The 23,667-nt window shown below is 38.0% G+C and carries 20 protein-coding genes and 1 tRNA gene; 20 read left to right on the forward strand and 1 reads right to left on the reverse strand.

The genetic code is table 11. The annotated features are described in order from the left end of the window. Window positions 1-75: 75 nt before the first annotated feature. From ACFSKV_RS01275 to ACFSKV_RS01360, 18 genes are all read left to right on the forward strand, one after another. Window positions 76-1,398, forward strand: coding sequence for a site-specific integrase (locus tag ACFSKV_RS01275; protein ID WP_380799765.1), 1,323 nt, complete (start codon window positions 76-78; stop codon window positions 1,396-1,398). A 1-nt stretch (window position 1,399) separates the two neighbouring features. Continuing rightward, window positions 1,400-2,179, forward strand: coding sequence for a hypothetical protein (locus tag ACFSKV_RS01280; protein ID WP_380799766.1), 780 nt, complete (start codon window positions 1,400-1,402; stop codon window positions 2,177-2,179). A gap of 86 nt (window positions 2,180-2,265) precedes the next feature. Then, entirely contained in the window at window positions 2,266-2,550 is a 285-nt protein-coding gene (locus ACFSKV_RS01285) for a helix-turn-helix domain-containing protein (RefSeq protein WP_380799767.1), read from the forward strand. Window positions 2,551-2,721: 171 nt separating this feature from the next. Continuing rightward, the gene (locus ACFSKV_RS01290) at window positions 2,722-3,864 is read left to right on the forward strand and encodes an AAA family ATPase (protein ID WP_380799768.1); all 1,143 of its coding nucleotides are present in this window, start codon (window positions 2,722-2,724) and stop codon (window positions 3,862-3,864) included. A gap of 112 nt (window positions 3,865-3,976) precedes the next feature. After that, window positions 3,977-5,149, forward strand: a complete 1,173-nt coding sequence (locus ACFSKV_RS01295) for a BT4734/BF3469 family protein (protein WP_380799769.1) — start codon at window positions 3,977-3,979, stop codon at window positions 5,147-5,149. Between the two features lie 302 nt (window positions 5,150-5,451). Beyond that, complete coding sequence (locus ACFSKV_RS01300; protein ID WP_380799770.1) at window positions 5,452-6,705, forward strand: hypothetical protein; 1,254 nt, start codon at window positions 5,452-5,454, stop codon at window positions 6,703-6,705. 94 nt (window positions 6,706-6,799) lie between these two features. Further along, entirely contained in the window at window positions 6,800-9,250 is a 2,451-nt protein-coding gene (gene hsdR / locus ACFSKV_RS01305) for an EcoAI/FtnUII family type I restriction enzme subunit R (RefSeq protein ID WP_380799772.1), read from the forward strand. Then, the gene (locus ACFSKV_RS01310; protein WP_380799773.1) at window positions 9,250-10,704 is read left to right on the forward strand and encodes an ATP-binding protein; all 1,455 of its coding nucleotides are present in this window, start codon (window positions 9,250-9,252) and stop codon (window positions 10,702-10,704) included. The genes hsdR and ACFSKV_RS01310 overlap by 1 nt, the downstream gene beginning before the upstream one ends. Before the next feature lie 124 nt (window positions 10,705-10,828). Then, window positions 10,829-12,250 carry a class I SAM-dependent DNA methyltransferase gene (locus tag ACFSKV_RS01315; RefSeq protein WP_380799775.1) on the forward strand — a complete coding sequence of 474 codons (1,422 nt, stop codon included), beginning with the start codon at window positions 10,829-10,831 and terminating at the stop codon, window positions 12,248-12,250. 4 nt (window positions 12,251-12,254) lie between these two features. Next, window positions 12,255-13,541, forward strand: coding sequence for a restriction endonuclease subunit S (locus tag ACFSKV_RS01320; RefSeq protein WP_380799777.1), 1,287 nt, complete (start codon window positions 12,255-12,257; stop codon window positions 13,539-13,541). A 6-nt stretch (window positions 13,542-13,547) separates the two neighbouring features. Next, complete coding sequence (locus tag ACFSKV_RS01325; RefSeq protein WP_380799778.1) at window positions 13,548-14,174, forward strand: hypothetical protein; 627 nt, start codon at window positions 13,548-13,550, stop codon at window positions 14,172-14,174. Window positions 14,175-14,658: 484 nt separating this feature from the next. Then, window positions 14,659-16,224, forward strand: a complete 1,566-nt coding sequence (locus ACFSKV_RS01330; RefSeq protein WP_380799780.1) for a reverse transcriptase domain-containing protein — start codon at window positions 14,659-14,661, stop codon at window positions 16,222-16,224. A 12-nt stretch (window positions 16,225-16,236) separates the two neighbouring features. Continuing rightward, window positions 16,237-16,497 carry a hypothetical protein gene (locus ACFSKV_RS01335; RefSeq protein ID WP_380799782.1) on the forward strand — a complete coding sequence of 87 codons (261 nt, stop codon included), beginning with the start codon at window positions 16,237-16,239 and terminating at the stop codon, window positions 16,495-16,497. Then, window positions 16,497-16,949, forward strand: a complete 453-nt coding sequence (locus ACFSKV_RS01340; protein ID WP_380799784.1) for a hypothetical protein — start codon at window positions 16,497-16,499, stop codon at window positions 16,947-16,949. Before ACFSKV_RS01335 ends, ACFSKV_RS01340 begins: the two co-directional genes overlap by 1 nt. Window positions 16,950-16,951: 2 nt before the next feature. Beyond that, entirely contained in the window at window positions 16,952-17,335 is a 384-nt protein-coding gene (locus tag ACFSKV_RS01345) for a hypothetical protein (RefSeq protein WP_380799785.1), read from the forward strand. A gap of 3 nt (window positions 17,336-17,338) precedes the next feature. Continuing rightward, window positions 17,339-19,090, forward strand: coding sequence for a GmrSD restriction endonuclease domain-containing protein (locus ACFSKV_RS01350; protein ID WP_380799786.1), 1,752 nt, complete (start codon window positions 17,339-17,341; stop codon window positions 19,088-19,090). Window positions 19,091-19,228: 138 nt separating this feature from the next. Next, entirely contained in the window at window positions 19,229-20,449 is a 1,221-nt protein-coding gene (locus ACFSKV_RS01355) for a hypothetical protein (RefSeq protein ID WP_380799787.1), read from the forward strand. A gap of 32 nt (window positions 20,450-20,481) precedes the next feature. After that, on the forward strand, window positions 20,482-20,943 hold the full coding sequence (locus tag ACFSKV_RS01360) for a terminase small subunit (protein ID WP_380799789.1): 462 nt from the start codon (window positions 20,482-20,484) through the stop codon (window positions 20,941-20,943). A 66-nt stretch (window positions 20,944-21,009) separates the two neighbouring features. Here ACFSKV_RS01360 and ACFSKV_RS01365 read toward each other — a convergent pair. Further along, window positions 21,010-21,082 (reverse strand) — tRNA-Met (locus ACFSKV_RS01365). Between the two features lie 306 nt (window positions 21,083-21,388). Here ACFSKV_RS01365 and era point away from each other — a divergent pair. Both era and der read left to right on the forward strand, forming a co-directional pair. Further along, window positions 21,389-22,279 carry a GTPase Era gene (gene era / locus ACFSKV_RS01370; RefSeq protein WP_380799790.1) on the forward strand — a complete coding sequence of 297 codons (891 nt, stop codon included), beginning with the start codon at window positions 21,389-21,391 and terminating at the stop codon, window positions 22,277-22,279. A gap of 13 nt (window positions 22,280-22,292) precedes the next feature. Then, the gene (gene der, locus ACFSKV_RS01375; RefSeq protein ID WP_380799791.1) at window positions 22,293-23,606 is read left to right on the forward strand and encodes a ribosome biogenesis GTPase Der; all 1,314 of its coding nucleotides are present in this window, start codon (window positions 22,293-22,295) and stop codon (window positions 23,604-23,606) included. Window positions 23,607-23,667: the final 61 nt, after the last annotated feature.

Genomic DNA, 23,667 nt, shown 5'->3' on the forward strand with positions numbered 1-23,667 from the left:
ATAAAAAGTGTACCCCAAAGTGTGCCCCATTATATTTTTTGATTATCTTGGGCTGTCCAATCAATTCAAGCAGTCATGGCAAAATTCAATTTTTACCTTCGTGACAAAAAAAAGGATGGTGAGACCCCAATCCTATTTTTGATCAGTTACGGATCTATCCGAGTAAAATACCCCTCACTAAAAGCAATTCATCCCAAATTCTGGAATGAAAAAGAACAACTTGCAAGACATGTAAAAGAATTCCCGCAAGCAAAAGCTTTCAATGTTTCCTTAAAACTATTGAAGGATAGTGCGGAAAAAGCCTTTCTTTTTTTAGAAACAGAGCTAGGAAGATTTCCTTCTCCGGAGGAATTAAAAGCCAAACTTGACATTGAGTTGGGAAGAAATTTTAATCCAGATGAAGTGGAAGAAAAAAAGGACCTTGGATTCCTAGACTTTTTCCAACAGTTCATCAAAGAGTCAGAGGATGGAACAAGACTTACTCCAAAAGGAAGAAGGTTTGACAGAAGGTCTATCCAGAAATACAATACTGTATTGAAATCATTAAAGGAGTTTGGAAAAACTTACCACCTTACCTTTGAATCTATTGACAAATCCTTCTACACGAAATATGTCAAATATTTGAACACAGAGATTTCAGAGAAGAAACCGAATGGGGAAAAGAAGACAATCAAAAAGGCTTTCTCTTTAAACAACCTTGGAAAGTACATACAGGTTATTAAAACATTTTTAACATGGGCAACTGATAACGGATTCAACCAGAACCTTTTTTTTCAATCCAAACAATTCAAAGCCCCCAAAGTACCTGGATTCTCCATTTATCTAACTGAAAAAGAGATTGAAGCGATCTATAACCTTGATCTTTCAGAAAATAAACACCTTGAACGTGATAGGGACCTGTTCATTGTAGGATGTTGGACTGGACTTCGCTTCTCCGACTTCACTAATATCGAACCAGAAGATATTGAGGGAGACTTTATCAAAATCAAAACCTTCAAAACAGAAACTCCTGTAATTATCCCAATCCATCGGATGGTGCGAGAAATTCTAGAGAAAAATCAATACAATTTGCCCCGGGCTATCTCCAATCAACACCTAAATAAAAACCTAAAAGAAATTGCAAAAAGGATCGATATATTGGATATAAATATCAATGTTGAAGGAGTAAGAGGTGGATTAAAGTTTAAGGAAAGGGACAAAAAGTACAACCACGTGGTAACACATACGGCAAGAAGATCCTTCGCAACAAATGTTTATAAGAGTGGCTTTCCTGCAATCAGCTTAATGAAAATCACTGGCCATAATACTGAGAAATCTTTTTTGGCATATATTAAAGTAACTCCAGAGGAAAATGCAAAAAGACTTTTGGATCATTGGGAAAAAACGAATAATACATAATATGGCAAGGTATTCATTTCAGGATTGGCTTAAAGGTGAGCCAGAAAATTGGGAAGGGAATCCCTTCGATAAGTATGATTTTCCTGAGAGTCGAATCCAAGTTATTGACGCAAAAATTGAGGCTTTTCAAAAAATAGTCGAAATAAATTTTGTTTGGATAACAAGATTCATTCATAAGGAATTAGAAAAAATTGAAGATTTAAAAGACCGGTTGATATTTCTTAATTCGCAGTTAGAGATCTATGAGTCAAAAATTGGAGGTATAAGTAGAGTAAAAATAATTCAAGGACCTTATGAATGGGATTTGAAATTTATTGATTCAGTTCTTTATCATAAAGCCATGAATTTTGAAATTCCCGAAAAAGGTGCGTTTATAACATTAAAAGTTGAAAATGACTTATTAAATGCTTCAATTGCACATAAAGTTATTCGAAGAATTGAAGATTTGATTGAATCGATAAATTCAGAAATAAATTTAAGCCCTACGCTCACATTGGAAGAGTTGAGATATTTATCTCATAAAATCACTCTTTTGTATGAACTCGGGATTATCGATCTGCTAAAGCAAAGGCTTCAGGAATCCAATAATTTAACAGCAACAAATCTTGCAAATCTCATAGGAATCATAATTGATAATAACCAAAAAAAAGACGTCAACTCTATTAGAAAAGCTCTTAGTTACATAGAGACAAATAATAAAAAAAATCCAATAAATGCGGATTCAATAAAGGCTGTAAAAAAAATCTTGATCGATTTGGATCTAAAGCCTCAAAAAATCTAATTAATCATTTTTTACACTTTGCGGAATCCCCGCAATTTCCCCGCTTTCAACCTTATCACATTTGAGCATAATTAATCTCAAATGTTATGAGCGAAATCATTCTAATAACCAAAGAAGAGCTAACGGGGATCATACATAATTCTTTAAAAGAAGCTCTTGAAAAATTCAATCATCTTCCAAAAGAGCAACCTAAGCCAGACCCATTCCTTTCTAGGAAAGAAACTGCCAAAAGGCTTAAAACATCATTAGTCTCTTTAAGGTCTTGGACAAAAGCTGGCCTTATAAAGTCTTACGTTATTGGAGGAAGAGTCTTATATAAAGAATCTGATATTGAAGCAGCACTCACTGAAGTAAAAACTGTAAAATTCTAATCCGATGTTGCCTAAAAAAGAATTGGCATTAATCGGATTAGATCCGTTTAATGCCATTATTGCTTATTGGGTCCAATCAAAAGCAGTAATCAAAATTACAAAAATTTTCCGAAATGGTTTATTTCTAAATATTGAAATTTTACTAATAAAAGGAGGGGAGGCCTTTGGCTTATGGAACTAAAAAGAACACCTAGAATTCCCCAAGAGTCTGATTTAAACCGAATAGTGGAGAATATTCAAAAGTCAATTGATGAAGACAGAAAGCAGGCTACTTCTCACCAAATAGAATCCAACCCAATATTAAGAGCTATTAGAGAATCAAAAATAGATCCTCTAGAAGAAATAAAAAGGCCCCCTGTGTGTCTTTCTATGTTTTTCGAATCTGGAAACGGGGTAATAGGTACTTTGGGCAATTTTTCCCTGATCATTGGAAAGGCAAAAAGCAAAAAGACTTTCAGCATAAGTATGTTTCTGGCGTCTGTGATTAATGGCAATGCATTCAACAAATTTCAAGGACAACTACCAATTGACAGGAACCGAGTAATTTTCTTTGATACAGAACAATCGAAATACCACGTTTCAAAATTTCATAAACGTGTTTGTAAACTTGCTGGGAAAACTAATCCAGAAAATTTTGATAGCTATAGCCTAAGGAAGCATTCAGTACAAGATAGATTAAAAATAATAGACTATGTGATCAATAATACTCCTGACTTGGGTTTTGTTGCCATTGATGGCATCCGGGATTTGGTAATGTCGATAAATGATGAGGAAGAGGCTACTAAAATTGCTTCATACTTATTAAAATGGACAGAAGAAAAGAATATCCATATTATCACTGTTTTGCATCAAAACAAAGGAGACAACAATGCTAGAGGCCATGTGGGAACTGAATTAGTAAACAAAGCAGAAACAGTTTTATCAGTAACCCTAGATCAAAGTGATAGAAAAATTTCAATTGTAGAACCGGAGTTTTGTAGGGATAAAGAACCGGAACCATTTGCATTTTCCGTCGATGAAAATGGGCTGCCATTTATTATTGAAAATTGGAGTCCTAGACAAAAAAATGAAAATAAAGCTTTGGTTCCTCATCTTATTTCTGCTGAAGAACATTGGGCAAATCTAAAACAGTTATTTGAAAAATACCCTGAACCCAAGGGCAAAGATGTAGTGGCATTTCTTAAGTCTCAATATAATATTGGTGATAATAAAGCTAAAGAATTCAGGACTTATTACTTAGATCAGGAATGGATAAGGCCGAGTGGGAACAGGAATTCCCCAATTAATCATTATATCCTATCTCTAGGTTCTTAACCAAAATTTTTAGTGTACTCAGTTGGTAAGGTGCCCTATATATAGACACTAACTAACTGAGTTACCCAATTGGTTGGATAAACACTTGTTTAACAAAGTAAATAAGTTCAAAATGAAATCAGTATTAAATGTAGAGGTAAGCTGTTTTAAGAATTATAATACCCCTTCAAATCCGCAAAAGGTAAATCTTTTGACTTGGCTAAATTCAAACAAATACAAGCAGAAAGTTGAAGAATTACGTCTTTTGGAGGATAAATCAACAAGAGACCAGATCAAATCAAAATTACCCGCAATAACTCCTAGTGGTTTATTTTCCTACAGATCAGAAGATCACATCATTAAGCATTCCGGTATAATTCAAATAGATGTCGATGGGTTGGATATTGAAGATATTGAGATTTACAAAAATGAGTTAATAAAAATTAAGAATATTGCTTATCTGGGTCTTTCTGTTTCCGGTAAAGGGCTATGGGGATTAATACCGATACCGGGAGATCCAAAGATGCATAAAAAGTATTTTGATGCAATAAATAAGACTTTTGAAAGTTTCGGGATTAGACTTGATGAAAAACCCAAGAATGTTGCTTCCTTAAGAGGGTATTCCTTTGATCCCTATGCATACTTTAATCACAATGCCATTCTCTTTAAAACATCTTTTTTTTACCCTACTGATAAGCTTATAAAACCAGCTTTTCCGGGGTCAATAGAAAGTAGCAATAAGCTGCTCAATTGGATGATTAGAGAAATTCAGAATGCGCAATCTGGAGAAAGGCATGCTACAAGGCTAAAAATTGCACGATTAGCAGGGGGATATATTGCAGGAGGAATTTTAGATTATGGAGTCGAAGTGACACTGATAGAAGCATATTTAAGCCAATACCGCCATATCGATTCAAAACAGATTCAAAAAAAGGAAATAAATGCGATTAGATCAGGGATTTCTGATGGTTTAAAACATCCAATTAAAAGTGAGTTCAGAAAAAACTTGTCATGGGATCAAATTCCACGTTTAAGTCCATTTCGCCCTTCAACTTTGGAGGATCTATCAATTGAAAAGAATGTGTTACAAGGTAAAGATTTGATTTTCAACTCTTCGAATGAATATATTCAAGCTTTAAAAATTGAAAACGGTATTTTGCTCAACGGTTTGGGGTATCCTGCAATTTGGGATTGTATTAAATCCAATCAATTCCTTGACTTAAAAACAAAACAAGTTGTTGATATGATCAACAAAAAACATGAATTGTTGGCGATCATCAGGAAATTTAACTTAACAACTTGTTGATCTCAATAGATTGTCAAGTTTTTTTCCATTTCGATCAAACAGTAAAATATGCTAACAAAAAAGAAACACTTGAAATTGTAAAACTTAGCAAAACTTAACATTCAAAAAACTACAATTGCATACAACTGATGGATTAGTGAAATAATCAATGAAGCATCAAAACAAAAATTAGGCATACTGGCTCTGATTCAAAAAAGTCCCCAAAGATTTCTTTAGTTGTAATTCTGAAAAAATACCCTGTTTAGGGTATTTTTCTTCTAGCTTTTTTTCCTCAACTTTTGTTTTTATAAAATCTTGATACCATGAATCATAACTTTAAGCTATTTGGATTGCTGTTTTTATGCTGTCTTTTTTTTGGTGTTTATCCAAGTTTCTCGCAAAAAACCATTAATCTTTCATTCAATAGAAATGGCTTGATGATAGAGGAAATTGACCTGAAAAGTCGAAAACTCAAACTTGGGGAGAATTATCGGCTAACTGTTGATGGTGTTAATTCTGCACACATAAAAGCAGTGATTAAACCCAAATCCTTTAATTTGCAATCAAATATTAGTGAGCCTCTAAAAGTTGGGTTTCCCGGAATTAGTACAAGTGGTGATGTTGGAAAGGTTTATGATGAACTAAATACAAAAATTGATGCAGTAAGAAAGTCTTATTCATTTCTTCAACTAGTTGATTCCCTATCCAAGGAAGTATTTAAGGCGACAAGATTTTCCCCTTCAGACTCAATAGTAAGAAAAATTATTGGTGACAAATTACCCATTAATTTAGAAGGAGAAACATTAAAGAAGACAGAAGAGAACATCATTTTTCTATCCTATTTTGCTGAGAAATATTCGCTTTGGTTCAATAAAAAATTGGAAAATGGCACTTTAAATGAAGAGGATTTCAAATTGGGTTTAGAGTTACAAATCATAAGGAAAGTAATTGATAAAGAGGATTTTTTGAACAAAGCAGCCTTCTTGGAAAAATCAATGAAAGCAAAGCCGTCTATAACTACTGAGGGATTTAAAGCGGAAAATGATGGAGTAGATCTCCAGATTTCAATAATCGATACCTTCAAAAAGGATACGCTATATAAAGGTGAGATAGAATTCGTGAATTATAAAATGTGGAATTTTGACTTTTCTACTGGGTTTATTTTCAGTCAATTAGTAGATATTCCTTATTCTTTGAGCCCAGCGATGGAAGGTAAAAAGGAGGTATTGGAGGAGGATTACTCAAATTGGGATATTGCTATCGGAGGTTTGGCGCATTTGACGTATAAATTTTCCGGATTCATGAGTTTTGGTCCTCAGGTTGGAATTGGGATTTCAATTTTGGATACTAAACCAAAGTATGCGGTAGGTTTTGGTTTTTTATTAGGACGGAAATCAAAAGTCTCATTGAATGGTGGGCTAGTCTTTGGAAAAGAGCGAAGGTTGTCTAATCAGGTTGAGATTATCAATAACCGATTTTTTGTATCCGAAAGTTTAACTTCGGTGCCAACTTTTGAAAGATTTGGGACAGCACCCTATTTCAGTTTAAGTTATAATCTAACTAAAAAACGTTTCTAGATTCATAATCTTGTGATTGAGTTTGTGTTTTAACCTTTATAATTCATTTGTTTTCCTTATTTTGCATTAATTCCCATTAAAATTAACTTTTTAGATGAGCCAAAAAATCTTTTCTGAATCCGATGTGAAGGAGAAGTTTATCACTCCGGCGATTGTGCGTGCAGGATGGGATGAGTTGACGCAGATACGTCGGGAAGTGTATTTTACTGACGGTCGGATCTATGTCAAGGGTAGAATGACCGCAAGAGGTAAACGCAAATTCGCAGATTATATCCTGTACTATGAATCCTTGGAAAAGAATATACCACTTGCCATAATCGAGGCCAAAGATAACTCCCATACCATTCGTTCAGGTATTCAGCAGGCCTTGGGATATGCCAACACACTGGATATTCCATTTGTATTCAGTAGCAATGGAGAAGGTTTTTTCTTTCATGACAAGACTTCTACGGAAGGTAAAATCGAATGGGCACTTAGTCTCAATGATTTTCCAAGTCCAGCTGACCTATGGAAGAAATATTGTCTTTACAAAGGAATCACTTCTCCCGAACAGGAAGCAATCGTTACTCAAGAATACTACCAAGACGGTTCTGGCCGATCTCCAAGGTATTATCAAACCATTGCAGTCAATCGTACTATAGAAGCCATTGCAAAAGGTCAGAAGCGTATTCTTCTCGTTATGGCAACCGGGACAGGAAAGACCTACACTGCTTTTCAAATCGCTTTCAGGCTATTCAAGTCCAAAGCCAAAAGAAAAATTCTTTTTCTTGCAGACCGAACAGCCTTGGTAGATCAGACCCTTCGGGGAGATTTCAGGCATTTCAAGGATGCCATGACTGTGATCAAAAAGAAATTAGTCAATGTAGATGGAAAAGAAACTTTGGTTTCTAACAAAAAACGTGGAATTGATTCGGCCGATAAAGCCTTTGATATTTTTTTGGGATTGTATCAAGGCTTGAGCAATTCCGATCCGGAAATCCCTGATGCTTTCAAAGATTTCAGCCCTGACTTCTTTGATTTGATTATAGTAGATGAGTGTCACCGTGGTTCTGCTGCGGAAGACAGCAAGTGGAGGCAGATTTTGGATTATTTCAAAACAGCCACTCATATCGGTTTGACCGCAACACCCAAGGAGACAGTCGAGGTTTCCAATCAGCATTATTTCGGAGATCCGATATATACTTATTCCCTCAAGCAGGGGATTGACGATGGATTTTTGGCTCCTTATAAAGTCATCAAAGTAACCTTGGATGTTGATTCGGAAGGATGGAGACCGCCAAAAGGTTACCTGGACAAAGACGGAAACCCCGTAGAAGACCGTATTTACAACCGTACTGATTTTGACCGAAATATTATCATTGAGGAACGAAGGAAACTCGTGGCTGCCAAAATCACCGAGTTTTTGAAAGGAAATGATGCCTTTGCCAAGACAATTGTATTTTGTGTCGATATTGAACACGCAGAGGGGATGCGTACTGCTTTGGCAAATGCCAATCCTGAACAAGTGCTCAAAAACTCCAAGTATGTCATGCAGATTACTGGGGATAATGAGGAGGGAAAAAGAGAACTGGACAATTTCATCAACCCAAGGGAAAAGTATCCGGTCATTGCTACGACTTCCAAACTGATGACTACGGGAGTGGATGCCCAGACCTGCAAACTAATTGTATTGGATAGCAATATCGGTTCCATGACTGAATTCAAACAGATTATAGGCCGGGGAACACGAATCAATGAGGAATATGGAAAGACCTATTTTACTATCATGGATTTCAGAAATGTAACTAATCTGTTTGCAGATCCAGCTTTTGATGGAGATCCGGTGATGATCCGACAAGTGAACGAAGAAGATGATTTGGAAGGAATTGACGATGAAGGATCTGATCTTCCTGAGGAGGTAGATGATGTAGAATTCCCACCGACAGGGGTTGCTGACACAGGAGAAATAGATGGATCTATGGTAAATTCTACACCTCCACAAAGGAAAATAGAAGTAAATGGAATTCAGGTCGAAGTTATCAATGAGCGGGTTCAATACTTAGATGCTGATGGTAAAATCATCACGGAAAATCTGACAGATTACACTAAAGCCAATATTTTGAAGCAATACCAATCCCTTGAAAAATTTCTTAACCATTGGAATCAAGCCGAGAAAAAGAAAGCAATTCTGGAAGAACTGGAATCCCAGGGTATTTTCTTCGAATCCCTCCAGGAGGAAGTGGGAACTGAATGGGATCCTTTTGACCTGATTTGTCATGTGGCTTTTGATGCCAAGCCGCTTACCAGAAAGGAGCGGGCCGAAAATGTCAAAAAACGGAACTATTTTGCCAAGTATGGTAAAAAAGCCCAAACCATCCTCAGTAACCTGCTTGACAAGTACGCCGATGAAGGCCTGAAGGATATCGAAAGCACCGAGATTCTCAAACTTGATCCATTCCGATCTATTGGCACTCCATTGGAACTGATTCGGGCTTTTGGATCAAAAGAAGACTACGATCGGGCCATTAAGGAACTGGAAGATGAGCTGTATAAAACAGGGGCTTAATGGAAATAAATAATAATTTTAATCAAATAATAGATCTTATTCAACTTCGTGAGGAGTGTGAATGGATTGAGTTCAAAAAGGATAACTCAGATCCTCAGGAAATTGGTGAATATTTATCTGCGCTTTCGAATAGCGCATGTTACTATAAAGTGCCCTATGGATATTTGATTTATGGGATTGAGGATCATACAAGGAAGATTATTGGAACATCTTTTAAACCAAAGACAGAAAAAAAGGGAAATCAAGAGCTTGAAAACTGGTTGGCAACTCAATTAAACCCTAGGATTGACTTTGATATTTTAGAATTTGAATTAGAAGGCAATAGGGTTGTAGCATTTAGAATTGAAGCAACAAAAAGTACTCCAGTAAGTTTTAGAGGTACTCCTTACATTCGGATTGGAAGTTATAAGAAGCTTCTTGACGATCACCCTGAAGTAGAAAGAAAAATCTGGAAAAGGGATGATCATTATGTTTTTGAAAAAGAAATTGCCTTAGTCGGGCTAAATGAAGATGAAGTTTTAGGACTTATTGATTTTCCGAATTTTTTTGAATTAATGCAACTGCCCTTACCCTCAAATCGAAATTCAATATTTGACAGGTTAATTCAAGAAAAGGTTATCCTTCGTGAAGGTAAGAAATTTAGTATTTCAAATCTTGGAGCACTTCTTTTTGCCAAGGAGATAGATCTATTTGAAAAATTAAGTAGAAAAGCAGTCCGTGTAATTATTTATCAAGGAAACAACCGAATTAAAACTAAGAAGGAACAAATCGGTAAAAAAGGACTTGCAGTAGGTTTTGAAGGCCTTGTAAAATTTCTGGAAGATCAACTTCCTAGTAATGAAGAAATTGGTAAAGCGCTTCGAAAGACGGTATCCATGTATCCAATTTTGGCAATTCGAGAGCTTGTGGCAAATGCCATTATCCATCAGGATTTCAGCATGAAGGGAGTTTCTCCGATGATTGAGATTTTCGAAAATAGAATTGAAATCACAAACCCAGGAAAACCATTGATCGACCCACTCAGATTTGTTGATCATAGCCCACAAAGCCGAAATGAAACCCTAGCAAGATTTATGAGAAGACTGAATATCTGTGAGGAAAGAGGTAGTGGTATCGATAAGGTGGTTTTTGAATGTGAGTATTATCAATTACCCGCTCCAGAGTTTATCGTAGGAGATAATTACACCCGTGTGATCCTGTATGGGCATCGAGCATCAAGGCAAATGGATAAACAGGACAAAGTAAGGGCTTGCTATTTACACGCATGCCTTAAATATGTTTCCGGTGAGCATATGACAAATCAAAGTTTAAGGGAAAGGTTTGGGATTGATGAGAAAAATTATCCCATGGCATCAAGAATAATCAGTGATTCAATCGAATCTGGTTTAATCAAGGATTATGATCCTGAGAGTAAATCTAAAAAGTATGCGAAGTATGTTCCATTTTGGGTTTAATCTTATGTAATGGTAATGTAACTGAGTATTGGTAAATCCTTTTTTAATACCCGTTAAAGGGTATTTTTTTGGGATGCCTTATGTAACAGAGTAATCAATATTGAATTAGCGTAAAACAAAAACTATGGCCAATGTAGGTGCTGTCGTCAGCAGCATACGAAATATTATGCGTCAGGACCGGGGTATCTCCGGTGATGCACAGCGACTCGAACAGCTCGGGTGGATGCTCTTTCTCAAAATCATGGATGACAAAGACCAAGAGCTGGAAATCATTCGGGACAACTACGTATCCGTGATTCCGTACCGCTTTCGCTGGAGAAACTGGGCCGCCAATCCTGAGGGCATCACCGGGGACGAACTCCTAAATTTCATCGATCATCCGACCACCGGACTTTTTGTAAGTCTGAGAAATCTGAGCGATGCCAAACAACCCAAGCGAGCGGCAATCGTCAAGGAGGTCTTTGACGGGTCCAACAACTACATGAAGTCGGGCTACGAGATGCGCAAGGTCATCAATAAGCTCAACGAGATCGACTTCAACAACTCAGAGGACAAACACATCTTTGGCAATATCTACGAAAGCATCCTGCAAGAACTCCGGGATGCGGGCAACAAAGGGGAGTACTACACGCCCCGTGCGGTGACCCAACTCATGACGCTGATGACCAATCCCAAGCTGGGCGAAAAGGTCCTCGACCCCGCTGCCGGCACGGGAGGATTCCTTACTGCAGCCATCGATCATGTGCGGGACCACTATGTAAAGACCCTGGAGGACGAGCAAATCCTCCAAAACAGCATCACCGGCTGGGAACTAAAGCCCGTCGCCTATGTGCTCGGACTTACCAATTTGATCCTGCACGAGATGGACGTGCCCGACTACCACTACATCGACAGCCTCAAAAAAGAATACAACAGCATCTCCCGCAAAGACGAAGTGGATGTGATTCTGGCCAATCCTCCTTTCGGGGCCAGTATCGCTGACGGCGTGGAGACTAACTTTCCGGCCTCCTTCCGCTGCAAGGAATCCGCCGACCTCTTTGTGATCTTGATGCTGCAACTGCTCAAGCCAAGCGGACGCTGCGCCATCGTCCTGCCGGACGGCTCTATCACGGGGGAAGGAGTGAAGGCTCGTATCCGGGAAAAGCTCCTTACAGATGCCAACCTGCATACCATCATCCGCCTGCCTCAGAGTACCTTCTTCCCGGCCACGGTGAGTACTAACCTGCTCTTTTTCGAAAAGGGCAGCCCTACCAAAGAAATCTGGTACTACGAGCACCGACTGCCAGAGGGACAGAAAAGCTATTCCAAAACCAAGTCCATTCAATTTGAAGAATTCCAACCTCTGATCGAGTGGTGGGACAGTCGGGTGGAAAGCGAAGTAGCCTGGAAAGTGAATGTGGAGGACTTGAAAGATTGGGATTTGGATATAAAGAATCCAACTAAGAAACAAGAAGAAATAAAATACTCCAGTGACCAATTAAGGCAAATGCTCAAGGATTCATTCCAAAGGAGTCAGAAAATCTTGTCGGACTTAAGCGGAGATTAAGAAGATGAGAATTGTGAAATTGAGTGAGGTATTAAAACACCGAAAGGAGTTTATTCAAATATCTGATGACCAGTCTTATAAGCTTTGTCGTGTCCAAACAAATAGAAAAGGGGTCCTTTTAAGAGAGATAAAAATTGGGGCTTTAATTCAGACCAAGAAGCAACAGGTTTGTAAAAAGGGTGATTTTATTGTCGCTGAAATGGATGCAAAGGTTGGGGGATATGGTTTTATTCCTGAAGATTTAGATGGATCTATAGTAAGTAGCCATTATTTTTTGTTCGATGTGGACTTTGGAAAAATTCGAAAAGAATATCTAGAGGCAATCATTCAAACTGAAATAATCCAGGAACAAATCAAAGCCAAGGGTTCAACCAATTATTCAGCGATAAGACCGAAAGATGTACTTAATTGGGAAATACCTTTGGCAACATTAGATGAGCAGAAAGAGATTGAAAAAAACTTTCTCAAAATTAGGGAGGTGAGTATAAATCTGTTGGTTGAAATAGAATGCCAAAAAACCCTTCTTTCCCAACTCAAACAATCCATCCTTCAGGAAGCCATTCAGGGCAAATTGACCGAAGAGTGGCGGGTGCTTCGACAGTCACAGCAAGCACCCTTGGAGCCAGCCAGCGAACTGCTTAAGCGCATCCAAGCAGAAAAAGCCAAACTGATTAAAGAGAAGAAAATCAAGAAGGAAAAGCCATTACCTCCCATTACCGATTCTGAAAAGCCTTTTGAACTGCCGGAGGGATGGGAGTGGTGTAGGTTTCAAACCATATCAATTAACAGGGATGAGCTAAGAAAGCCAATTAGTAAAAGAGAGCGGGAATCGAAAAATAAACTTTATGATTACTATGGTGCTTCCGGTGTGATTGATAAAATTGATGGATTTACTCATGACGGAAAATTCCTTTTAATTGGGGAAGATGGTTCAAATCTGAGGCTTAGATCAACGCCTGTCGCTTTTGAAGCTTCAGGAAAATTCTGGGTTAATAATCATGCTCACTCAGTTCAGTTTATCGAAGAAATAACTCAGAAATTCATTCGAGATTTTATTAACGGAATAGACCTAACGCCATTTATAACGGGTGGCTTTCAGCCAAAATTAAGTCAAGGCAATCTTAATCTAATTCCTGTTCCATTCCCACCTCTAGAGGAACAACAAGCCATTGTAGGGAAAGTAGAAAGCCTAATGGAAAAGTGTCGAGCCTTGGAGGAGGAAATCAATCAAAGCGAGCAGCACGCCCAGATGCTGATGCAGGCGGTCATGAAGGAGGCTTTTGAAAGATAATTTGGTATGAAAAGATTGATACATTATTTAAAGAGATTGGGTCACTGGCTATTTGAGTCATATCCAATAACGATCGTAATCGTTCCTTCCATGGTAGTTTTTTTGTTTAGGAAACCCTTAGGAGAAGAAGGGATTCAATTATGCGGAGGAATACTTCAGATCATAGGTGCTCTTTATGGAATAGCTATATTCCTAAAGCTGAGAGAAGTTTTTTCATTTCCATCATTATTTGACCTTTTTGTTGGATGGTTAAAAAGGTTCCCAAGGTGGAAGAAAGATGTTAGAGTAATGGCAGGGACTATTGTAGCGCCTATGGCTCTTTTGAGTGCAAAAGCTTCTGTTTGGAGTCCTGATGATCCTTCATTGCCAGTTGAAGAGAGGCTAAAACGAATAATAAGAAATCAAGAGTCATTAAGGGAAAGTATGGATTTGGTCGAACAAGAAATATCAAAAAAGGATACTACTCTTACAGAGCGGATTAAAAAATTGGATAGTAAATTCACTTCAGAAATCAGTCAGGTGAGTTCAAAACTGGAATCAATCCATATGGAAGATTTTTTTTGGGCTTTATCCGGACTGCTTTTCATCCTTGTAGGGATTCTATTCTCCAGTTTTGCAAGATATATTGTTTAGGAAACTGCTTTAGGAATAGTTTTCAGATCAAAGACTCCTTTGGAAGGCAGTGTTGAAGGTTTCTTTTGAGTGTTGAAATTAAATTGTAACTTTAAGCTTAAGCAGTGGGAGAGCTGAAGTGTGCGTTTACTGGTATAGAGAAGAAATTCTCTTGTTACGCCCAACTTGATCGAAAGAAAAACGGTTGGTGTCAAGGAATTCCATAATTGCAAATTTCTTTAGGATTATTTCCAATAAGAGGCGAGCAACGATGTGAACCAGGAGTCTTTTGACTACTCGGTAATTCTTGTGACGTGTGTGTTTCTTTGAGAATTTCATATTCTTAACAGATAATATACAACAATAATTTCGCTACCCAGCTTGAGTCGGAGCGGTATTTGGGGCGTTTTTCCAAGTGTCGAAAAAGCATGCACACTTCCTAAAACCATTCTTGGTTTTTGAAAAGCACAGCTTCGCCGGGTCTCCCCTGCTTATTTTTTGAATTATGAAAAAGAAAAAGGATTGGTTCAAGATTAAACGGTATCCTCACATAGGTCTTCCCTTAGATGTGAGAGATCGGTATAAATGGATTGAACCATACATTACAAATCCAGCAAAAATAGCAAAGCATCGATTTTTGCCTTTTATTCATAAATCTCTAACTGTTCGAAAATTCAGGAAAGTTTATAGTGAAAATTCCGGAAAACTTGATCCAAAATTCATCGAAGGCAGTAAGGTCTTAAGGAAAGAGGATAAGAAGGCAAGGGAGCTATATTATGCTAGTCACTTGGATTCTCTTGTCTTTAGCTATTATGCACATATTTTGGCTGAGGCCTATGAGAAGAAAATCAAGGAGCCATTTTATAACCTGGCCGAAGTAGTTAATGCCTATAGGTCAATTCCGGTCGATCCATCAATAACCGATGGGCCAAACAAATGCAATATTGACTTTGCCAATGATGCTTTTGAATTCATTAGATCATACCAAGAGACTGAATTTGTAGTAATTGCTTTTGATATATCCAGCTTTTTTGACAACCTAAACCATAAGCTGCTTAGAGAAAGATGGGCTGAAGTTGTAAGGAATGTTGATGTGGTGAATGAAGGTGAACTTACCCCGGATCATTTCAATGTTTTCAAGAATATTACCCGATTTAGTTATATCGACATCGTTGACATTTTTGAGAAATTCAAGGATAGAATCATAACAAGAAAGATCAGGAAAGATGGTTCGCTAGGCCCGATCAAAAATAAGCCAATAGTGAAAATCAAATACCTCAGAAACCAGGATGCTGTCGCATTTTGTACTAAAGATGATTTTTTACAAGTTAAGGGAAAGCTTTTGAAACCTTCTAAAACCAAAAAGCTCGAAGACGGAAGTGTTGTTCCTAGAAATTTCGGAATTCCTCAAGGCTCACCGATCAGCTCGGTACTTGCGAATATCTATCTCCTTCATTTTGATAAAGCAGTCAATGATTTTATCTCTGGAAAAGGGTTGTATCGAAGGTATTCTGACGACATAATAGTCGTCTGCCCAAAGTCTATGAAATCGGCATTGGAAACATTGGTGTACTCGGAAATTGCCAAAGTTTGTTTAGAGATACAGCCGAGAAAAACACAGATTTTTCATTTCGAAAGAGATAATGAAGGTCGTATCAAATGTGGTCAAGAGTTTGAAAAAGAGATTAACTGGAACAAAAACCTTGTCTACCTAGGTTTCGAGTTTGATGGGGAACACGCCTTTTTGAAATCAGCGAGTCTGTCAGGATTTTACAGGAAAATGAAGAAGTATGTTAGAAGGGCAAGGTATTATTCTTCAAAGCGATATTCAAAAACAAAAGGAGAGCTTTTCAAGAGGAGAATCTTTAAAAAGTTTTCTTACAAAGGTGCAAAAAGGATTAGGAAATGGATATGGGATCCAAGATCATCAAAGTTTGAAAAGTCAGATTATTACAACTATGGTAACTTCCTTACTTATGCCAAGAAAGCCGCTAAGAATATGAATAACAATAAAATCAGTGGACAGATTAGTAGACATTGGAATATTTTAAATGGTTTGATCAAAAAATAAAATTTGTAATCTATGGTTATCAAAGGAGAAAAATATCATCTGGTTGAAGTAGAAAGTTATTTGCCGAAAAGTACTTCCGGGCAAGCAGGGTTTGATACCTCCCTTCATGTCGCTTGTCCAGAAGAATTAAAAAAAGAATATCCTGTTGGTACACGCTTCCTGATTAAAGGAAAGCTGAATGATCTAAAGGGAGGAGGGAAATTCATCTATAGTTCTTATCAATGGACCTATGAGGTGATATTCCTTGGCAATGGACCGGTAATTGAAGATTGATGAAAAACATTGAATTTGATCGGGAGGAAATTGAAGGAATCTTCCACAGCGCTGAAAGTAGCCTATTTTCAGAAAGTAGTATCCATTGGCTTAATTATGACCTTCCGTTTACCTGCATGAATATATCGGAAGTAATAGATCAAGTTAAAAATCTTCCGATTGTTTATTGCATCTGGATTTCGGATGGTTTAGAGCCTAGGCCTATCTATGTTGAGCATTCGTCAGCTTCACTTTCAAGGCAAAGGCTTTTTAACCATTTTGTTGATAAGCATGTTAAAACAGGCGCCAAGCTTGAAAAGGTGAAAGAAGCTTTATTGAATGGAAAGCGAATTGGTATTAGCTTTTTGAGAATTGAACCCGATTACATGAGAAAGCCGCTCGAGGAATGGCTGATTTCAAGAAACAGCGACAAGTTGGTTTGGAACATTCACGGAAAACTAAAACGAAGGTAAAAATGGAAACAGGAAAAATTTATTGGCTTTTAGGAGATTTCAAGATTTTGAATTCCGATGACCCGGATTATTGGCATTCGGTCGCCAAGGTTGAGGAAGTTTCTTGGGTTGTAAGTCCTGAATTAATAAGGTTTCATACCATACCCGCAGACTTTAACACAGGTGACTTGATAGCTTATTCACTGGAACTTCAACCTTACAAGGATAATAATTATGCTGGGGTCGCCAAAAACAGTGACTCAGGCGAATTCGCCGCAGAAGTAAAATGCGAACTATTTGAAAATTCTAAAAAACACCTTTTGAAAGGGACTTGGATTGAAGAGGGTGAAAATGGAAACTTATTCTTTACTTGGATTCTAATACTTGATAAGAATAAAAAAAAATAAACCATGGCAACACTTTTTAAAGAAGTAAACTACAATTTGGCCGGCTTGATCCAGCAGATTGATTTGGGCTTGATTGGTCTTCCTGATATTCAGCGACCTTTTGTCTGGAAGGATACCAAGGTTCGGGACTTGTTTGACAGTATGTATAAGGGCTATCCTGTGGGATATTTCCTTTTTTGGGCCAATGCCAACATAGAAGGCACCAAAGGAATAGGTACTGTGACCAAACAAAAACATCCCTCTCTTTTGATAGTCGATGGACAGCAGCGCTTGACTTCCCTGTATGCAGTGATCAAGGGGCAGGAGGTTATCCGGGAAAACTACGAAAGAGCAAACATCATTATTGCCTTCAATCCATTGGATGAAAAGTTTGAAATTCCGGATGCGACTATCCGTAAGAATCCTAGATACTATCACAACATCTCTAGGGTTTGGAGTCCGGAGGCTGATATTTTCGAGATCACAGATGATTTTATTGAGCGTTTGTCACAGGTGAAGGAGTTGGAGAAGGAAGAAATTAAAAAGATCCGGAAGTCTTTTAATAATCTTAAAAACCTAGAAAATTATCCGTTTTCTGCATTAGAACTTTCCTCAGAAATCGATGAGGAGCAGGTAGCAGACGTGTTTGTAAGAATCAATTCACAAGGAAAGAAACTGAATCAAGCAGACTTTATCCTGACCTTGATGAGCGTGTTTTGGGAAGAAGGTCGCAAAGACCTGGAGGAATTTTGCAGATTATGCCGATTACCAAGCAAAGAGTCCGCTTCCCCATTCAATTACCTGATTGATCCCGATCCTGATCAAATGTTGCGTGTAGGAGTCGGTTTGGCTTTCAGGCGTGCCCGTCTCCAATATGTATACAGTATCCTCCGTGGAAAGGACCTGGATACTGGTGAATTCAGCATTGAGCGGAGAACTTTGCAATTTGGTAAGCTGCAAGAAGCGCAAAGCAAAGTGTTAAACGTCGTAAACTGGCACGAATTCATCAAAGCAATCAAACAAGCCGGATTTGCACGAAAAGATTACATCAGTTCTTCAAACAACCTGCTTTACTCTTACATTTTCTTTTTGATTGGCCGGGAGGATTTCAAGATGGATTTGTATGAGTTGAAAAACCTGATTGCAAAATGGTTTTTCATGTCTTCCATTACCCAGCGATATACTAGCTCTCCTGAGACTGTGATGGAAATTGATTTGGCCAAGTTGCGAAGTATAGAAACAGGAGCAGAATTCAAGAAAATATTGGAAGATATCATTGATGCTCAGCTAACGGATGATTTTTGGGAAATCAGGCTGCCACTGGATTTGGCAACCTCGTCATCCACTTCCCCTTCGCTGTATGGATTTTATGCTGCTCAGTACGTCCTTGGGGCCTTAGGATTGTTTAGCAAGTTGAAAACCTCTGATCTGTTGCAGGAAGGTCTGCGAAGCAAGAAATCCGCATTGGAACGCCATCATTTGTTTCCAAAGTCATGGTTGGAAAAGAATGGTTTTCTTGATCAGACTATTCGGAATCAGATTGCCAATTATGCTTTGGTCGAATGGAGTGATAATATCAACATCTCAGCTAAACACCCAAGAGAATACTTGCCATTTTACCTTGAAAGACTGAAGCCGGGAGAAAAGGAACAAATGTATTACTGGCATGCTTTGCCGGAAAACTGGGAAGAAATGGAGTATCTGGAATTCCTAGAAGAACGGCGAAAATTGATTTCAAAGGTGATTCGGGATGCGTATTTTCTTGTTAAGGGGTAAAATTTCTAAATTTAAAGAGCTATTCCTCTTTTCATAATACATCTATTTAGTAAAGTCATGCGTTCTGAATTAATAAAAAAAACACTCAACACTTAGTATTTTTAATTGGAGCGAATATTTGTCATTAAAAAAATCATCATGCCAGAAACAGTTATTTCACTAAGATGGGACTCTATGATTGATATAATCCAATCAGTTCAATCTGAAATAGTTTTTATTTCACCTTCTATTCATGATGAGTGGGCACTTGCTTTTCTGAACATTAAAGATCACAAAAAAATTAAGATTTGGATTTGTTTGGACAATCAAGAGAAAATTTTCAGGGAGGGATATGGTGATGTTAAGGGTGTAAATCAACTTCTGTCAGCTGGGGTGTCCTTGAAGCAGTGTAAAGGATTGAAGATTTGCTACTTGGGAATTGATGGTGTTGGGTATTGCCTCTTTTTGGAAAGCAGAATTATTTCTGGAGGGCCAGAGGGTTTTAATGCAATTTTACTTCCAAGAAATTTGTCGCAAGAGATAGTGAAAACATTTTTCCCTGAAAAATTCGATGAGTTGATTTTTAAACCTCCTCTTTCTTCATTAGAATCCTTCGATCAAGAGAAATTCAAGGAGATAGCAACGAATCTGGAAACTAAACCCATTGTACTGCCGGATATGCAAAGGCAAATCAGTGTTTATAATAATCATTTTCAGTTTGTGGAATTGTCCCTGGAGGGTGGAAACATTACAGAAAAATCTGTTACCATTCCTTCCTCGGCTTTACCTTTTAAAGATGAGGCGCTCAAGGCTAAGATGAAAACTAGGTATAACCTATTTGAAAGAGAAGAAACTAACAGTTGGAATGAAATGAATCAAATCAAGCAGAAGTTGGAAGAAATCAGGGAAAAATATTTGAAGCCTTGTTCGGTCCGAAAGGGGAAAAGAATTTTATCAATCAATCATAAAGAAGCATATCAAAAGGAACTGGGAGAACTTGAAAGCTTAATTGCAGAAAACTCAAAAAAACTGGAAAAACGGGTGCAAGACTCAATTGATAAGGCAGAGATTTTCTTAAGACAGGAGTTGGAAGAGTTTTTAATTTCGTTCCCTCCAGATTCCTTGCAAAATGTAAAAGATCCAGCCACAAGAAAGCATAGGATAGATGCTGAGGTTTTTAGGATACTGGATAAAACAAAATTTCCTTCAGCATTTTGGTTGATTAGAAGTTTATGTTTGAAAAATCATTTTTATGACCTGACTTGGGAGGATCTTCAAGATGAAGAGCTTTTAGATTGGTTTAAAGTCAATGATCTTATTTCGAATGATTTTATTTCAGAATTAGCTTCTGTCCGAAATGCATACGAGGAATACAGGTAATTGACTATCTTGTAGTTAAATCGTGAATCATTATGAAGCACCAAATTCAGGCCGATAAGGATCAGATTGAATTGACAGAAAAGGAATATCGATTTGCCAACTACTACCTTGGTGAAGCACGATTCAACGCCACTGAAGCGGCCAAACTTGCAGGGTATAGTGAGAATACCGCACGGCAACAAGGTTCAAGAATGTTGACAAAAGTTAACATTGAAAAGTACATTCAATCCAAATCTTCTGAAATCCTTCAAAGGAATGGTGTCACCCAAGAAAAAGTATTAGCAGAAATCGTAAAAATAGCTTTCTCGGATATTACAGAATTTTTCAATGATGATTGGAGTCTTAAAAAAGTAAGTCAGGTTAAGCCTGGAAAAGCTGCAACTATTAAAACCTTGAAAAAGACAGATTCAGGAGTCTCTATCCAAATTCATGACAAGGTAAAGTCGCTTTTACTTTTATGGGATTTAGTCAAAGATGAAAGCAAACTGAAATAAAGTGTACCCCAGACTGTACCCCAAAAAGAAAAAACCCCAAATACTTAACGTATAAGGGGTTCTGAGTAGCGGGAACAGGACTCGAACCTGTGACCTTCGGGTTATGAGCCCGACGAGCTACCAACTGCTCCATCCCGCGATATATCTTTAATCAAATGATTTTCTAATTTTTAACAGCCATTCGCTGAAATCGTGGTACAAAAGTAGGGGTTTTTGGATTAAAATCCAAATAAGTGTTTTAATTAATTTTTGAAAAGAAAGACTTGGACGTTGGGATTTCCTGAAAATTAGGTGCTTATTGGAATATGCTTTTTTTAATCGATAAGCTTCTATTTTTCGTAATTGGGCTATTTTCAAGGTGTTATTCCAAACTTTCTTTGGTTTATTCTGAAATTAATGTGACTGCACGGAAAATTTGAAGTACCTTTGCAGAAAAATTATTGTCATGACCGAGAAAACACACAAAGCAGGCTTTGTCAACATTGTAGGGAAACCCAATGTAGGCAAATCCACCCTGATGAATGTGCTTATCGGTGAGAGACTTTCGATCATCTCCTCCAAGGCCCAGACTACACGTCACCGTATTATGGGTATTATCAATGATGAGGATTATCAGATTGTGTTTTCTGATACACCGGGCATGCTGAAGCCCAAGTATGAGTTGCACAAAAATATGATGAGCTTTGTCCATATGTCCCTGGAGGATGCAGATGTGATCCTTTTCGTAACCGATCTATTTGAAACTGACACCGAAATAGAAGACGTAATTGAAAAGATCAACCATTCAGGAGTTCCTGTGCTACTTGTCATCAACAAAATTGACCTTTCCAAAGAGAATCAATTGGAGGAAGTGACGGCTTATTGGACCCAAAGAATCAAAGCTGAAGCGGTTATCCCCATCTCAGCCACCGAAAGTTTCAATACCGAGCGCATCTTGCAGGAAATCCTGGAAAGGCTTCCTGTTCATCCTCCTTTTTATGATAAAGACGAACTTACCGACAGACCGGAGCGTTTTTTTGCTTCGGAAATTGTGAGGGAGAAAATCTTCCTGAATTACAAAAAAGAAATCCCCTACAGCACCCAAGTGGAAATTGAAGATTTTTATGAAGAAGAGAAAATCATCCGGATCAGGGCTGTCATATACGTGGAGAGGAACAGCCAAAAAGGAATCATTATCGGGGAAGGCGGAAAAGCCCTGAAGCGGGTAGGAATCCAGGCAAGGGAGGAAATGGAAAAGTTCTTTGGAAAGAAAATCTTCCTGGAAACCTTTGTGAAGGTGGCCGATGATTGGAGGAAAGACAAAAACAAATTAAGGAAATTTGGTTACGACCAATAAAGCATAGGAAATAATGGCAAATATTGTAGCAATAGTGGGTAGGCCCAATGTGGGTAAATCTACCTTTTTTAATAGATTGGTTGAGGAACGAAAGGCCATAGAGGATAACGTCAGTGGGGTGACCCGTGACAGGCATTATGGTCATGCCCAGTGGGGGGGTAAATTCTTTTCTGTCATCGATACTGGAGGATATGTCACCGGGTCTGATGATGTATTTGAAGCAGAAATCAGGAAACAGGTAAAATTGGCCATTGATGAGGCCAATGTGATACTTTTCGTGGTAGATTGCCATGATGGGTTAACGGATTTGGACAAAGAATTCGCAAATGTTTTAAGGAGCACAAAAAAGCCCATTTACATTGTAGCCAACAAAGCAGATAGCCCGGAAAAAGCCATGCTTTCGGCAGAGTTTTATGGACTGGGATTGGGAGATAATGAGGTATTTCCAATAGCTGCTGTCAGCGGAAGTGGTACCGGTGACCTTTTGGATGAAGTAATCAAGCATTTTCCGGATGAAGGAGTGGAAGATCCTGATGCAGGTATTCCAAAAATCGCCATTTTGGGAAGGCCAAATGTGGGCAAATCCTCTTTTCTCAATGCCCTGTTGGGTACCGAAAGATCCATCGTAACCGATGAGGCAGGGACTACCCGGGATGCCATCCACACCCGTTACAAGCTTTATGGGAAAGATTTTATCATTACCGATACAGCCGGAATCCGCAAAAAAGCCAAAGTTAAGGAGGATATTGAATTTTATTCGGTAATGAGGTCTTTGAGGACCTTAGAGGAATCGGATGTATTGATCATCATGGTGGATGCCACCCGTGGTCTGGAAGCCCAGGATATCAATTTGATTACCTTGGGTATCAAAAACAACAAGGGCATCATGATAATGGTGAATAAGTGGGATTTGATTGAAAAAGACCACAAGACCATGGATAATCTCAAAAAAGATATGTTGGAGAAATTGGGGGTAAACAGGTGGATACCGATCATCTTTACTTCCGTGGAGACCAAACAGAGGATTTTTCAGGCCATCGAACTGGCAGTAAGGGTCTATGAAAATAAAACCAGAAAAGTGCCGACCTCAAAATTGAATGATATTTTATTGCCGGAAATAGAGAAATATCCTCCTCCAGCCTACAAAGGGAAGTATGTGAAAATAAAATATATTACACAGCTCCCTACCAAAAATCCTGTTTTTGCATTCTTTTGTAACCTTCCCCAGTACATCAAAGAGCCCTATACCAGGTATTTGGAAAACAGGTTAAGAGAAAACTTTGATTTTGAAGGAGTTCCGGTAAAAATAACTTATAAAAAGAAATAAAAAATAATTGCAAAAATACTTGACAATCGAATGGATATCAGTACCTTTGCAGCCTCTTATA

The sequence above is a fragment of the Shivajiella indica genome (genome assembly GCF_042683085.1).
Classification (GTDB): domain Bacteria; phylum Bacteroidota; class Bacteroidia; order Cytophagales; family Cyclobacteriaceae; genus Shivajiella; species Shivajiella indica.

Coding starts and splice junctions, on each gene's coding strand:
- ACFSKV_RS01275 (WP_380799765.1), top strand. CDS start 76: ATGGCAAAATTCAATTTTTACCTTCGTGACAAAAAAAAGGATGGTGAG.
- ACFSKV_RS01280 (WP_380799766.1), top strand. CDS start 1,400: ATGGCAAGGTATTCATTTCAGGATTGGCTTAAAGGTGAGCCAGAAAAT.
- ACFSKV_RS01285 (WP_380799767.1), top strand. CDS start 2,266: ATGAGCGAAATCATTCTAATAACCAAAGAAGAGCTAACGGGGATCATA.
- ACFSKV_RS01290 (WP_380799768.1), top strand. CDS start 2,722: ATGGAACTAAAAAGAACACCTAGAATTCCCCAAGAGTCTGATTTAAAC.
- ACFSKV_RS01295 (WP_380799769.1), top strand. CDS start 3,977: ATGAAATCAGTATTAAATGTAGAGGTAAGCTGTTTTAAGAATTATAAT.
- ACFSKV_RS01300 (WP_380799770.1), top strand. CDS start 5,452: ATGAATCATAACTTTAAGCTATTTGGATTGCTGTTTTTATGCTGTCTT.
- hsdR (WP_380799772.1), top strand. CDS start 6,800: ATGAGCCAAAAAATCTTTTCTGAATCCGATGTGAAGGAGAAGTTTATC.
- ACFSKV_RS01310 (WP_380799773.1), top strand. CDS start 9,250: ATGGAAATAAATAATAATTTTAATCAAATAATAGATCTTATTCAACTT.
- ACFSKV_RS01315 (WP_380799775.1), top strand. CDS start 10,829: ATGGCCAATGTAGGTGCTGTCGTCAGCAGCATACGAAATATTATGCGT.
- ACFSKV_RS01320 (WP_380799777.1), top strand. CDS start 12,255: ATGAGAATTGTGAAATTGAGTGAGGTATTAAAACACCGAAAGGAGTTT.
- ACFSKV_RS01325 (WP_380799778.1), top strand. CDS start 13,548: ATGAAAAGATTGATACATTATTTAAAGAGATTGGGTCACTGGCTATTT.
- ACFSKV_RS01330 (WP_380799780.1), top strand. CDS start 14,659: ATGAAAAAGAAAAAGGATTGGTTCAAGATTAAACGGTATCCTCACATA.
- ACFSKV_RS01335 (WP_380799782.1), top strand. CDS start 16,237: ATGGTTATCAAAGGAGAAAAATATCATCTGGTTGAAGTAGAAAGTTAT.
- ACFSKV_RS01340 (WP_380799784.1), top strand. CDS start 16,497: ATGAAAAACATTGAATTTGATCGGGAGGAAATTGAAGGAATCTTCCAC.
- ACFSKV_RS01345 (WP_380799785.1), top strand. CDS start 16,952: ATGGAAACAGGAAAAATTTATTGGCTTTTAGGAGATTTCAAGATTTTG.
- ACFSKV_RS01350 (WP_380799786.1), top strand. CDS start 17,339: ATGGCAACACTTTTTAAAGAAGTAAACTACAATTTGGCCGGCTTGATC.
- ACFSKV_RS01355 (WP_380799787.1), top strand. CDS start 19,229: ATGCCAGAAACAGTTATTTCACTAAGATGGGACTCTATGATTGATATA.
- ACFSKV_RS01360 (WP_380799789.1), top strand. CDS start 20,482: ATGAAGCACCAAATTCAGGCCGATAAGGATCAGATTGAATTGACAGAA.
- era (WP_380799790.1), top strand. CDS start 21,389: ATGACCGAGAAAACACACAAAGCAGGCTTTGTCAACATTGTAGGGAAA.
- der (WP_380799791.1), top strand. CDS start 22,293: ATGGCAAATATTGTAGCAATAGTGGGTAGGCCCAATGTGGGTAAATCT.